At 36.4% G+C, this 13692-nt stretch carries 12 protein-coding genes; 3 read left to right on the top strand and 9 right to left on the bottom strand.

Annotation, left to right across the window (positions count from 1 at the left end; all coding sequences use genetic code 11):
• Window positions 1-34 precede the first annotated feature (34 nt).
• The 4 genes from ABXH06_RS07615 to ABXH06_RS07600 all read right to left on the bottom strand — a co-directional run bounded on the left by ABXH06_RS07615 (window position 35) and on the right by ABXH06_RS07600 (window position 3737).
• Window positions 35-1267: a glycosyltransferase family protein gene (locus ABXH06_RS07615; protein WP_353517827.1), complete on the bottom strand. Its 1233-nt coding sequence runs from the start codon at window positions 1265-1267 to the stop codon at window positions 35-37.
• A gap of 3 nt (window positions 1268-1270) precedes the next feature.
• Window positions 1271-2125 carry an HAD-IIB family hydrolase gene (locus tag ABXH06_RS07610; RefSeq protein WP_353517826.1) on the bottom strand — a complete coding sequence of 285 codons (855 nt, stop codon included), beginning with the start codon at window positions 2123-2125 and terminating at the stop codon, window positions 1271-1273.
• Window positions 2126-2127: 2 nt separating this feature from the next.
• Window positions 2128-3003: a kinase gene (locus tag ABXH06_RS07605; RefSeq protein ID WP_311584123.1), complete on the bottom strand. Its 876-nt coding sequence runs from the start codon at window positions 3001-3003 to the stop codon at window positions 2128-2130.
• A 323-nt stretch (window positions 3004-3326) separates the two neighbouring features.
• Entirely contained in the window at window positions 3327-3737 is a 411-nt protein-coding gene (locus ABXH06_RS07600) for a GFA family protein (RefSeq protein WP_311584121.1), read from the bottom strand.
• 167 nt (window positions 3738-3904) lie between these two features.
• Here ABXH06_RS07600 and ABXH06_RS07595 point away from each other — a divergent pair, with 167 nt between their 5' ends.
• On the top strand, window positions 3905-5167 hold the full coding sequence (locus tag ABXH06_RS07595; RefSeq protein ID WP_353517825.1) for a sensor histidine kinase: 1263 nt from the start codon (window positions 3905-3907) through the stop codon (window positions 5165-5167).
• A 23-nt stretch (window positions 5168-5190) separates the two neighbouring features.
• Complete coding sequence (locus tag ABXH06_RS07590) at window positions 5191-5730, top strand: response regulator transcription factor (RefSeq protein WP_311584117.1); 540 nt, start codon at window positions 5191-5193, stop codon at window positions 5728-5730.
• A gap of 1 nt (window position 5731) precedes the next feature.
• On the opposite strand, the gene ABXH06_RS07585 is transcribed toward ABXH06_RS07590, so the two are convergent.
• Genes ABXH06_RS07585 through ABXH06_RS07575 form a run of 3 tightly spaced genes read right to left on the bottom strand, consistent with a single transcriptional unit; the run spans window position 5732 to window position 8785 of the window.
• The gene (locus ABXH06_RS07585) at window positions 5732-6820 is read right to left on the bottom strand and encodes a type 1 glutamine amidotransferase domain-containing protein (protein WP_311584115.1); all 1089 of its coding nucleotides are present in this window, start codon (window positions 6818-6820) and stop codon (window positions 5732-5734) included.
• Window positions 6821-6878: 58 nt separating this feature from the next.
• Window positions 6879-8117, bottom strand: coding sequence for a sensor histidine kinase (locus ABXH06_RS07580; protein ID WP_353517824.1), 1239 nt, complete (start codon window positions 8115-8117; stop codon window positions 6879-6881).
• Window positions 8114-8785 carry a response regulator transcription factor gene (locus tag ABXH06_RS07575; RefSeq protein ID WP_353517823.1) on the bottom strand — a complete coding sequence of 224 codons (672 nt, stop codon included), beginning with the start codon at window positions 8783-8785 and terminating at the stop codon, window positions 8114-8116. The genes ABXH06_RS07580 and ABXH06_RS07575 overlap by 4 nt, the downstream gene beginning before the upstream one ends.
• A gap of 169 nt (window positions 8786-8954) precedes the next feature.
• Here ABXH06_RS07575 and prsT point away from each other — a divergent pair, with 169 nt between their 5' ends.
• Complete coding sequence (gene prsT, locus ABXH06_RS07570) at window positions 8955-11702, top strand: XrtA/PEP-CTERM system TPR-repeat protein PrsT (RefSeq protein WP_353517822.1); 2748 nt, start codon at window positions 8955-8957, stop codon at window positions 11700-11702.
• Window positions 11703-11798: 96 nt separating this feature from the next.
• Here prsT and ABXH06_RS07565 read toward each other — a convergent pair whose 3' ends face one another.
• On the bottom strand, window positions 11799-12764 hold the full coding sequence (locus tag ABXH06_RS07565) for an NAD(P)-dependent oxidoreductase (protein WP_311584104.1): 966 nt from the start codon (window positions 12762-12764) through the stop codon (window positions 11799-11801).
• Between the two features lie 62 nt (window positions 12765-12826).
• Entirely contained in the window at window positions 12827-13597 is a 771-nt protein-coding gene (locus ABXH06_RS07560; RefSeq protein WP_311584101.1) for a substrate-binding periplasmic protein, read from the bottom strand.
• Between the last annotated feature and the right edge of the window lie 95 nt (window positions 13598-13692).

Below are 13692 nucleotides of genomic sequence, written 5' to 3'. Positions count from 1 at the left end.
AATATTTTCCTTTTACTTCATACATTTTTCATGGTTAAAGAGTTGTTTGGCCAAATTCTTGATTGTCTAACTCAACCGCTTCTTTAAGTTGCGATAAGATATCCGGTATTGCACTTACTACGCGGTTCCATGATGGAATAAAAGGTGTTTCCATTGGCTGTTCTAGGAAAGTGTTTCCTGCTGTAAGTATATTTTCAGCAAACATTTCTACCGCTTTTTCTTCGGTATGAATGTCGAGATTCAGCCCATTCATCATGGCATCGTTACGATAGGTTTCTACATAATCTAAGGCAATACGGAAGTAGGTCGCTTTTAATGTTCTAAATTTTTCCGGGGTAAATGTTTCGCCTTGTGTGGCAAGTTTACGAATGAATGCTTTACTGATATCAATCGACATTTTTGATAAACCACCTGCGGTATTATCTAATGATAGATCTTGATGTTTATGATCGTACGTTGAAGCTATGTCTACTTGGCATAACCTGTTTGGCGAGTAATTACGATACATCTCAGATAATACACCGATCTCTAATCCCCAATCACTAGGGATACGAATATCGCTTAATACATCACGTCTAAATGAAAATTCGCCTGCTAGTGGGTATAAAAAGCTGTCCATGTATTCAAGGTAGTCACAATGGCCAACCGTTTTCTTAAGTGCTTTAATTAACGGAGTCACTAGTAATCGTGAAACACGGCCATTAATTTTTCCGCCGGCGACACGGGCATAAAACCCTTTTGAAAACTCATAATTAAACATAGGGTTAGCAACAGGATATAACAATCTATCAAGCAACTCTCGTTCATACGTTAAAATATCACAATCATGTAAGGCGATAGATTCTGCTTTGCCTGAAGCTAAAATATACCCCATGCAGTACCAGACGTTTCTGCCTTTTCCTAACTCTTTAGGTGCTAAGCCCAAGGCTTGTAATTTTTTATCAATCGCTTGAAGTCTAGGGCCATCATTCCATAAAACACTATGATGTTGTGGTAATTGACCAAAAAAGGATAATGCGTGTTTGTATTGGGCAAGATCTGCTCGGTCTAAACCTATTACGATTTCAGATAAGTATTTGACTTCTTTTATTTTATTAATAATGTCCGGTAAGGCTTTACCTTCTAATTCAGAAAATAACGAAGGTAAAATTAGCCCTAAAGAACGCGTTTTGGAAAAGGTTAATAATTCCTCGGCCATGTCTGCCGGTTCGCGTTGTGCTAAGTTATGTAATGTGGTTACCGTACCGTTTTGATAGAAATCAGCCATGGTTTACCCCTTTTTGGGAAGTTGAGAATTTGAAGATGAAAATAACAGTGCTTGTATTGCTTCGGCCCAGCCTGATGGCCCACACAACTCTGTTTGAATGGTATGCCTATTTTGGCGATACAAGGTTGGAAAATCATGTACCGGAGATCGAATTTGAACCGCGACTTCTGCTGCCTCTAACATCGCAATATCATTTTCACCATCTCCTAAGGCAATGGTATAAATATTTTCTTGATTATAATGTTCACGATATTGTTCGGTTAACCAAATCAGTGCTTGTCCCTTATCGCAATAGCCACTTAAATGTAAAAATCGGCCACCTTGAACGACGTTGGCGCCATAATCGACTAACTGTTCAATAAATAGTTGTTTACTTTTTTCGTCACCTAACCAATGAATGGGTTCGCCATATTGACGTTGTTTTGCTTGCGCGGCTTTGTCTGCTGAAAGCCCTGTTAACTTTGTTAATTGCTCAATTGTTAACGTTGAAAAGCCTTGATATAAGTGTTTAAAATCGGCACAAACGGTGTCAAGTAACTCTAACCAATACTTTCTTGATGAAGCAAAAGACTTAACCCAGTAATTGTCAACGCTTGAGGTGTCAGCAGGTTGTGTCGAAAAAGTTGTTTTAGGGATAAAAACAGCCGCGCCATTTTCTATAATAAACGGTGTATCTAGCGCTAATTCAGCTTGTATATTGGCTAATTCAGCTCTCGTTTTACTCGTGTTTAGAATAATAGGGATATCCGCTTTTTTTAGTTTGAAGATAGTGTCGTAGGCATCATTTGCTTGATACGTGTAGTGGTCAAGCAAAGTGCCGTCTAAATCGCTAAATATCAATACTTTCTCAGTGCGCATTGTTACTCCTTAAGACTCAATTGACGAATGTGTCGGTTGTTCTCTAGGTAAAAAATGGCATCGGCTGATTTAGATATTGTATTGCACGCTTGTACACTTAGCCTTTGAAAATATTGAGTAAAATTTAATATCTCTGCGGGAGACATGATTTTTGAATCGGTTAAATTTTCATTTCTCGCTTTTAGTTTTTCTTCTTGTTCTAATCGCCATTTGTATACGCAGTCAAATGAAGGTGCTTGTAAAGATACCCAAAAATCCATTTTTTCATACAAAGGTTCATAGGTGGTTTTGAGTTGTTGATTGACATAAGTTCGCCAAATGCCATGAGTATCATGTTGTAATTCAAGTTCATTGATTGGCGATTTTAATTGTTCATCGGTTTGAGGTTCTACGCCCCAACACCAACCTTCTAGCAAAATAATATCAACGGGTTTGTCGACACGTTGCCAATTTTCTTCTGGATAAGGTTCGTCTGTTGCTTTATTAAATCGAGGAATTTTAAAGCCCGTTTTTTTCTCACTTAAGTGACTTAATACTTGCTTTAATGCCGTAATATCATGAGTTGCGGGTACGCCGCGTGTTTCTAATAAAGGATGAACTTTGTCTGCAAGGTCTTTGCGCTCTTGACGAGTTAAATAAAAGTCATCTAACGACATCACAATAACATTTAGTTGATAGGTGCTTGTTAAGTATTCTGCAATATAATCGGTAAACGTTGATTTGCCACTACCTTGGCAGCCATTAATACCAACAAAAAAAGCCCCTTCATTTGCTTTAAATTGCTTAAAAACACGATCCGCGAGTGGTTGGTAATATTCTTCAACCGTTTGTTCAAATTCTACGGGTAAACGGTGTTGCTTTATAAAAGTCTTTAGCATAATTCTCACATCAACAAGTATGATTTAGTTAGATGATTTCAACTATTGTGCCATTTTGACCATTAGCTAGATTTAAGCTTTATCTTGTTGTATTCATTGATATAAAATATATTTATGGTTGGAAGTGTGATGCTTGTTGTTTTAATAACGTTTGCACGATTTATTTATTGTTGCACTAATTTGGTGCGTACCAGTTAGCTAGGGTGCCTCATCAAAACTCAATCAAGCTTAAGGCTGATGAGCAAGATTGCCATAACCGCAAAGTGTCATTTAAAGTTATGGCTAATCGTTGAAAGTTAAACGGTTGATTCGTTGCTAAAGCCTTAGGTCGGATATTGATCAAATTGTGCCGCCGCTTGGCCCGATTCAAACCAAACGGGTTTTTCTTCACAAAAGATATTTGCTTGAGGGGTGATTTTAGGATCACCTTCTAAATAGCCCGCAGGGATCACCAACATACTACCGTCTCGACTTAAATAAGGTACTTGTGAGCCACATTCGGTACAAAAACTGTTACTAAACCGAATGGCATTGGGGAGATCGAATCGTTTGATCAAGGCTTGACCTTGATGCCATTCAATTTTATCAGGTGCAGTAAAGATTAGTGACGCAAAGGCCGAGCCTGTTTTCTTTTGGCAGCGATCACAATAGCATTGATAGAATTTTTGAAAAGGGCCTTCAACTGTACTTTTAACTTTACCGCATAAACAGCTACCTGAAATTTTATTACTCATTTTGATACCTTTTGGCTAATACAAATAAAATGTTTTTAATGATAGTTCTATATAAGTTGATATCACTTGTCACGTCAATCTATTTAAATTTCAAAAGTGCCTTGTAAACTCTGACAAAGAACCTGTAGCAAGATATTCAAATATCGGTATGATATTTAGCAATATTTATGATTCTAACCCTTATGAACTTATTTAACTTCAAATCGATGGCGGTTATTCAACGGCTGTTTTTACTGCGCAGCTTAGCGATTATTATTCAAGTAACAACCGTGCTGATTGTTTATTATGTGATGTCATTGCAAATATCACTGATATCATTATTGGGTGTTATTGGTATTGAAAGCCTTTTTCATTTAATTAGTATCTATGTTTTTAGAAATCGGCCGGCGGGTAATTGGGCAATTGTTTGTCAATTATTGGCGGATATTTTTTTTCTTAGTATTTTGCTTTCCTTGAGCGGTGGGGCAACTAATGCATTTGTCTCATTATTATTATTGCCAATTATTATCGCTGCGGTCAGTTTGCCTTCTCGTTATTTGTCTATTATTTCACTTTCTGCCATCAGCTCATACAGTCTTTTATTATTCAGAATGCCTGAGCACGCCATGCATCAAATGGACATGAGTAATCATTTTTTTGCGATGTGGGCTAACTTTTTATTATCTGTTGTCGTTGTGACTATTGTCGTGGGAACTATGGCTCGAATTATTACTAATAGAGAGAAAGCCATCGCTAAACAAAGGGAAGAACAACTAAAAAGTGAGCAATTACTTTCGTTAGGTGTTGCATCAGCTCAAGTCACTCACCAATTAGCAACGCCATTAGCTAATATTCAGTTATTGTATGATGAGTTATTAGAAGATCACCCAGAACATCTTGCTGTACAATCGATGCATCATCCTTTGGAGCAGTGCCGTGAGCAATTAGGGTATTTTCGAAGCCTTGCCGCCTCGATTCGCGAAGAGAGTACCGAAATAATTAGTGTTGTTGAATTACTTCGTCAATTAAATGATAGTTTACACTTACATTTTCCTGAGCAAATGGTTGATATTATTCAAACTGAAGAGATAAATGCATCTGTCCAATCTGATGATATGTTGATCGCTGCTTTATTGAATTTAATTCAAAATGCTATTCGTGCGAATAAAGAACACAATGAAAGCAAAATAACCGTAACGATTTATACCAGTGAAAACACGTTGAATATAGAGATCAGAGATTTTGGAGCTGGAATTGAAGCAAATCTCAATAATGATCAAAAAGATTTATTAGGTGAAAAGTTGGTAGAAAGTAGTCATGGTTTAGGCATGGCAGTATTATTATCTAATACGACAATTAACCGTTTAAAAGGCAGCTTGAAATTAGCCAACCACCCAGTAAAAGGCTGTGTTGCTCATGTGAAGTTAGCGTTAGTTTTGCCAGAAAATTAACGGTCATAAAATGAAGATAATCAATGAAATTATTAATTATAGAAGATGATGAAGCGTTTGCTGCAACGCTATTAAGGCGATTAACGAAACAAGGCTTTGAGTGTCAAATGACTCATCAAGCAGATGAAGCGTTACATGTTTGTCATTTATTTCGTCCCGAGTATTTAATTTTAGATATGAAGCTTGCTAAAGAAAACGGATTATTATTGATTAAGCCAATTCGGGCATTATTGCCTAATATTCGTATCGTTTTATTAACTGGATTTGCTAGCATCGCCACGGCTGTAGAAGCGATACAAATGGGCGCTGATGATTATTTAGCAAAACCTGTAGACACTAAAATGCTATTAAAAGCATTAAAGGGTAAAGGAGCAAGTGAAGCAAATACCCTTGATTCTTCAAAAATTGAAAATAAACCAATGTCGCCTGAGCGCTTGGAGTGGGAACACATTAACCAAGTCTTAAGCAGTAATAACGGGAATGTCTCTGAAACGGCTCGTCAATTGGGCATGCATCGACGAACCTTACAGCGAAAACTACAAAGAAAGCCCGTAGTGAGTTAGGCTATGACGAGGTTGCCTGTTCTTTTAAGGCGCTCGTTAAACGAACGAGTTCGAGTGCTTCAATAAAGTTAAACTTCATTGCGGCTACTAAACTGTGCATAGCGACAATCATTCTGCCAAATGGTTTTTTTGGAGATTTTTCTATTTCCGCAATGGCGGCATCGTAGCCATATTGCGCATATATTTCTAATAATTCTACACCAAATTCTTCAGGAGATTTTTGTCGAGGCAAAGGCGTATAACCTAATGCTTGAATAATATTTTCTGCGGTACTCCAAATCGACCAAGGGTTCTGGCCTGTGATCAAATTATTATCTTGATGTGTTTGATTTAAATAAGTAAAACCGCCATCAAACTTTGCACCTCGAGCAATTAATTTATCTTCTAAAAGAAACGGGAATACTTCATCAGCATTAGGGATCAAGAATAACTCTTCATCATTGGTAAAGCTGGTAATTGTCTTATTGGCGACTAAATATTCACCAGAATCAAGTTGAACGTTAGCGAAAGCTGCTGGCCCATGACAAATAGCGGCAACCACTTTATTGTTTTGATAAAGTTGTTTAACAATGTTTTGAATCGCTGGGTTGTCAGGAAAGTCAAACATTGCGCCTTTACCACCAACAAAATAAACCGCAAGGTAATCATCTGGGTCAATTTCATCAACACTCTTTGAATGTTTAACTTTGTGTTGGGCGATACTATCATTTAAAAATGCATAATCTATTGCTTTCATATCATCATTATCAATAACGACCGGTGGCTCTCCGCCTTTTACACTAGCAATGTCTACCTCAAAACCATTGACAGTAAACATCCAGTAAGCACGGGAGAGTTCGGTCAGCTCATATCCTGTTTTTTTCCCTGAATTTCCCATGGTATCGGTACTGGTGACTACCGCGAGAATTTTTCCACGTACTTGCGGTAAGCGCTTTTGTAAGTAAGGAATGTCGTTGGCGACACTTTGTTTCAATTGAGCTGCATCAGGAGTTTGAGGTAATAAATTGAAGAACCAAATACTACTACCGACGATGAAAAGTATAAAAACAACTAAAGATATTAACGCTTTTTCAACATTGCTACACACCATTAAAAATGAATTTTTCTCAGATTAATAAAATGCAGGTGAAGATGAAGTAAAGATACCGTTAATTTTTGAGTTTAATAGAAATATAAAAGCACTGGGGCTGTGATTGAATATTCACCGACCAGTTAAAAACTTCTACGATGCGATAAATAAGAAAAAGCCCTTGACCAATGCCTTCGCTATTTTCATTTTTCACGCCGGATTTAAATAAAGATTCAGGTTCATTTACATTTGACAATAACGCGTTACTGAAGGTTAATTCATTGTTTTTAAATTCGATATTCAATAGTTTTTCACTGCTATGTTCAATCGCATTATTTATCAGATTATTCATTAATAATTTAAATAAATGTGGATTTGTTTGAATGAATACCTGCTCATCAATTGCAACATTGATTGACATTTTATGCGCTTCAATCGTTTGGTAATTATCTAAGATAGCCTGTTCAATCATTCGGTTCAGTTCACAACGTTCCATGTTCATTGATGAGGTTCTTGCTAACATAAATAATACATTAATCGTGTTTTCAATATCCTGATTTGCTTTTTTTATATGATTAATATCTTGTTGTGATAATGGTCTTTGTTCGGCTAAAGCGATGGCATTTTTTAATACCGTTAAAGGTGTTCTTAACTCGTGACTGACATCACGGGTAAAATGTTTTTCTCGATTGAGTGCTTGTTGCAGCTTGTTCAAATTCTCTTCAAGTGTTTTTGATAAATAGCCTATTTCAAACGGGTAGTGTGGAAATTGATAGGTTTCTGTTGCTTGTTGCTGCAGTTTTAGTTGATGAGCTAAATCAATCACAGGTTTGACGGTTTGTTTACTGATTTTATAAGCAAAAAACATGGCTAATAATAAGAATAAACAAAATACCCCGGTAAAAACGACACTCAAGTTTTTTGACATATTGGTGACTACTAATAACGGGGTTACATTGGCAAGTAAAATATGTGGTGTTTCTTGATTGAGTGAAATGTAAGTTAAATGGAAATGATTGTCAGAGGCCGTAAATATTTCAGTGGCTTTCGGTGATATTTTTAACCTAGCTTGTACTGTTTCGGGTAATTGATTGTTGTTCGAGTAAAGTCGCATAAACTGATAACTCGGTGAAATAATGGTTGAATTTGCTTGATAATGTTGGCGAATATTTTCTGCTTCGGTGTGCAGTAACTTATCGATCAGTTCATCTTCCACCATGTAAGCCATTAAAATAAGTAAGCCAAAGAATATTAAACTTAACAAAACCGTAAAGCTGCCAAAATAAAAAAATACCCGATGTTTAATACTTGTCATCATGTGATGTCCAACTTAAACCCAATATTTAATATTGTTTTCAGTAAAGGTTTATCAAAGGGCTTATCTAAGACGGAACGTAAACTGTAAATATGCGATTTTAATGCGTCAGTATTGGGTGGGTTATCGCCCCATATTTTATGCATTAACTCGCTTCGAGACACAGGGGTTGGGTGCTGTTGAGCTAGCACGGATAATATTGTAAAACTGGTTGAAGTAAGTGCTAGCACTTGATGATTCCGGGTCGCTGTTTGCCTGGTTAAATCAATAAAAAGCTCGCCAAGTTGTAATTGTTTTGGTTTGTGTAACATATTACGTCTTGATAACGCTTGGCAACGTAATGCTAACTCTCGTAAATCAACAGGTTTAGTTAAGTAGTCATCGGCGCCTTTATGAAATCCTAACGATTTATCCTCAAAAGTATCTCGCGCCGTTAACATCAAAATCGGTGGCGTTATAGTTGCCTGATTTTTAATGCGTTCACAGAGAGTTAAGCCGTCAATATCAGGTAAATTTAAATCTAATATGATCACATCATATATATCTTCAAGGGCCAGTTTTTCGCCTAATTTACCTTTATGCGCGTGATCAACTACCCAGTGTTGAAGTGCTAAAAACTCAACGAGCTGTTTGGCGATAGTATTGTTATCTTCGATTAAAAGTATTTTCAAATGTTTACGCGTCTTATCAAGGTAATGAATTAATTTTATCTTAGTTAAAGTGAAGATAAGGTGAAGATTTACAGAGTATTACATGTATCCATAATTATGGTAAAGTTGAAAGCACTTATGTTTAAATTACGATTTGCTTATTTAAATTTAGCGATGAAAAAAGGAACTTATGAAACATTTAATTTATATAATAATCGTTGGCTTGCTATTTTCCTGTAGCAAACAATCAAGTGAAGATCACATGGTTGCGGCGAAAAAGAGTATCGCATCTGAAGATTATAAAGCAGCGGTTATTGAGCTAAAAAATGCCGTTAAAGCTTCACCAACATTAGCAGAAGCAAGATTTTTACTGGGTAAGATGCATCTAAAAAATCTAGATTATCAAAGCGCGGAAAAAGAATTAAATAAAGCGTTGGAATTAAACTATCCTGTAAACGAAGTACTTCCCTTATTGTCGCAAGCTTACCAAAAAACACGTTCTGATGTCGCTTTAATTGGACTTTCACATCAAGAAAATGGTCTGACACCAGAGGAGCAAGCAGAGATTGCTTTTTATAAAATCCAGGCGATGTTTCGCTTAGACCAATCAGAGAAAGCTCAAGCGCTTATTGATGAAGTGCAAAAAACTGATACAGACTCGGTTTTTAAAACGTTAGCCTTAGTTTACTCATTATTGATTGATGAGAAAATTGATGCTGCAAAAATGCAATTAGAAACTATTATCGAGAATGAACCAAAGCAAGCTGATGCCCTGAAGTTACTGGCATTAATTGCGTTGAAAAATGGTGAACAATCATTAGCTGCTGACACATATGGCTCTTATTTAACGTATTACCCTAATGATTTAGAAATAGCGTTTATTAATGCTCGCTTGTTAGTGGAATTGAATCGTACGAAAGAAGCGGAACCAATAATAGATAAATTGCTAGCAATTAATGAAGATAACGGTTTGTTAAATCAATTAAAAGGTATCGCAAGATTTAACGAAAAGGATAATGAAAAAGCATTATTTCATACAGAAAAAGCAATTAGCAAAATGCCATCGGACCCCGCTTTAAGGTTATTAGCAGCCTATAGTGCCTATCGTTTAAAAAATTATGAAATCACTCATCAACATTTATCAATTATTGCTGAAGAATTACCCCCTAATCATGAAGCATTAAGGTTATTAGCCGTCAGTCAATTGCACTTAGGCTTTACTAAAGAAGCAGGCGAAACCGTTAACTCTCTAGAAGAGTTATCAGAGAAAGATAACTCGTTAGTCTCGAGTGTTGGTCTTGCACTGGTAAATAGTGGTGAAGTGAAACAAGCGAGAAATATTCTGAGCAAATCAACTGAGTTAGGGGCAGAAACAGCTGAAGACCTGACTCGTTTAGGGTTATTGAAGCTTTCATTAAATGATGTGGAAGGGATCACGAATTTAGAAACTGCTTTAGATAAAAAACCAGACCAAGAAATCACTCGTAATACTTTAGCAACCGCCTATTTAACTACTCAACAGTTTGATAAAGCAATGACATTGGCTAAACGCTGGAAATCTGCCGATAAACAAGATGAGCAAGCGTATTTATTAGCGGCGAGTGTTTATTTTAAACAAGAAAAGTTTGATCTTGCTAAAGCTGAATATCAGCAAATATTATCATTCAACCCAAAACATGCTGGTGCCAGGCTCGCTTTGGTTGATTTAGCTGCCCGAGAAAAAGACTTTTCAACGGCGAAACGTGAACTAGATACTGTTTTGGCGTCAGAGCCGTCAAATGTTTCTGCTTTAGTGAAGCTGTATCAGTATGAATCTGATCAAGGCGATTCTAGTAAAGCGGTCAATATTATTGAGCAACAAAACCGTGAATTTCCTGAGAATAAAGCTGTGCAATTGTTGCTCGCGAAAGTGTATTTACAAGAAAATATGGCTGAAAAGACCGTTGATTTATTACGTGATTTTGATGAAAAAAATGCGCCTAAAATATATTGGCAAACGTTAGGTCAAGCCTACTTTAAGTTGAAAGACTTTAAAAAAGTTCAAAATCACTATCAAGCTTGGCTAGAAAAAGCGCCTTCTGATCGTGATGCGATTTTGAGTAATTTATTATTGTTAGATAACCAACGTAAATATGAACAAGCGTTAAGTTTGAGTACTCAATATGTTGAAAATTTTCCAAATGATACTGAAATAGCCTTACTCAATATACATTTCTTGCTAATTTCGGGAGATTTTACTTCAGCAAATGCCCAATTAGCGTTAATTCCGGAACCAGCGAAAGCACTACCATTTACCAAAGGGTTGCTTGGGCAATTACAACTAAATCAAAAGCAATATAGTCAAGCATTGGAGAACTTAAACGCAGCCTATAAAGCTCAACCAACTCCTCGCAATGTTAATTTAGTTTATTTTTGTTTAGTTAATTCAGGACAAAAAGAGCAAGGGTATAACTTTTTACAACAACATGTTGAAAACAATACCAATGATGTTGCAAGTTTAATGCATTTAGCACAATTACAAATTGCTAAAGATACTGCCGCGGCTATCAAAAGTTATGAACGGGTGCTCTCGATCACCGATGATAATTTTATTGCTTTGAATAATTTAGCTTATTTTTATTTAGAAGCTAATCAGTTAGACAAAGCGCAACAACACGCGGAAAAAGCACTCGCATTAAAGCCTAATATGGCTGATGTGTTAGACACGGTTGGCCGTATTCATTTAGCGAAAAAAGAATATGAGCCTGCGGTGAAATATTTAACGAAAGCCGTTTCCGAAAATGGGGATAATGAAGAAATTTATTTAAATTATGTTGAAGCGTTATTGTTAAGTAATAATAAAGTGCTTGCGCAAAGAAAAATAAACCAAAAAACCTTTAAAGAGCCAAACTCAATGAAACGAGTGGCAGAGCTAAAGAAAAACTATCAGCTTGATTAACAAAGGTTCGCTTTGCGAAATGAGTTGTTAATTTGAAACCAGCAAAAAAGACCATCGAATTATCTTTGCGATGGTCTTTTGGTTTCAGCGGGTTATTTATATGCCACTGACTAATTCTTTTGTACTGATTTTACTTAACGCTAGGGCAGAATTATGGGGTAAGACATGATGTTCTGCTAAAAGATAGATAACTTTATTGCCTGACTCCGCAAGCTCTATCGCATGTTGATAATTTATCAACATGGTCGAAGGAACACTTTGTGGAAATTTGTCGGCATCTCGTCGGATGTATTCAATTAAATCGACATTGACTTTTTCATCATAAAAAACGGCATCCGCAAATTGCATTTCTCGATGAGCCGCTAAAGTAAGTTTATCAGGATCACCATCTAAGGTATGAATAAAGGTTATTTCCCCCTGTGGCGGTGGCACTTCTTCATTCAAACTTAGAATAAGCTGTTGCTCTGCTTGCTGTTCGTTACCTTGTAATATGGCATTGCCAATTGCACCACGTAATGTCACTTCCCAAAACGAACGACGATTTCGTATACCTTTGATTCTCGCTTTTACGTGGTCTCTGAATTTCAAGGAAAAATCAGCAAGTTTGCCGTAGCCAGCCGGTAATGTTTTTTCTATTTGTTCGCGTAGCATTCTTAATAAAATTGGCGCACTTCCTGAGCTCGACATGGCAATGATGATTGGCGAACGATCAATTATCGCTGGCGTTATATAACTACAAAGCTCTGGCTGATCAACTACATTGACAAGTATTTTAAGGTTACTGGCTTCTTGAGATATCGCTTGATTAATTGAGGTATTATCCGTTGCGGCAATCACTAAATTAAAGCGAGATAGCAAACCTTGTTGATAGTTGTGGTTTAGCCATTGCAGATCATTTGTCTTAATTAAACGGTCAACACTTGGGCTAAGTTGTTCACTCATAATGGTGATATTTGAAGTAGTCTTTAACAGTAATTCTATTTTACGTGCAGCGACATCTCCTCCACCAATGATAATTGCTTCGATTTTATCTGACGTTAAAAATACAGGAAAATAATTCATACTATGGGGTGAACTTTTAAATAGTTTAAGTTTGGGTCGAAAATAGCTTAATTAAAGCCTCATCATGATTGTGGAGAATTTAACTGCCATTTTGTCATTATTTGATGATAACGACCATCAGCTTTTATCGCATCAAAACTGGCTTTTACTTTATTAATAACTGTTTTGTCGGTAGCTAAATGAGCGGCTAAATAAAGATCTGAAGCGAAATCATTAATTTCGTATACGAGTGCCACTTTAGCAGGGTCAAAAGAGGCTCCCAGTATTTCATGTCGCCAGATAATACTGTTGGTAAATACTAAATCTGTTTTACCAGTATAAAGCTGGCTCCAAAGGGCCGGATATTTATTACTGACATAAAGGTTTTTTTTATGAGTAAAGCCTTTATTTAAAAGGTAATTTTCTGCTAAATCGTGTCTAATTGCTCCAACAACATATTGTTTGGCTTGTTCTATACTGCTGACTTGAATATTTGAATTGGCCTTTAACGCAGCGAAATACGATTTTATGGTAAATAATTTTCCGATCCAGATGAACTTTTCTTCCCGTTCATCACTTCTAAGCATGGAAAAAATAAAGGTATTGGGTTTTTTAGTCGCCTGTTCATAACTTCTAGCCCAAGGATAAATAGAGATTTTTGCATCGATACCTGAATCTGCAATGATTAACTTTACAAGCTCAATTAGCGCGCCCGTTGGCGGTTGCTTTCCGCCATCAATTTGAAGTGGCGGGAGATCTTCAGTAACAAACTGAACTCTTTGATTGGCGTAAATGCCGAAAGCAGAGGAAGTAATAGTTAACAATACAATAATTGTTAATATACGTAATAACACAATATTGTTTTCCTTCACTCCATTATTTAATCCTTTTATATTGTCTCGCGATAAGCCAAATAGCAATCAATTTTTATAACGATAAGTGATAAACT

Source organism: Thalassotalea sp. SU-HH00458 (assembly GCF_040362795.1).
Taxonomy (GTDB): Bacteria; Pseudomonadota; Gammaproteobacteria; order Enterobacterales; family Alteromonadaceae; genus Thalassotalea_H; species Thalassotalea_H castellviae.
This window is presented reverse-complemented; position numbering and strand designations above follow the sequence as displayed.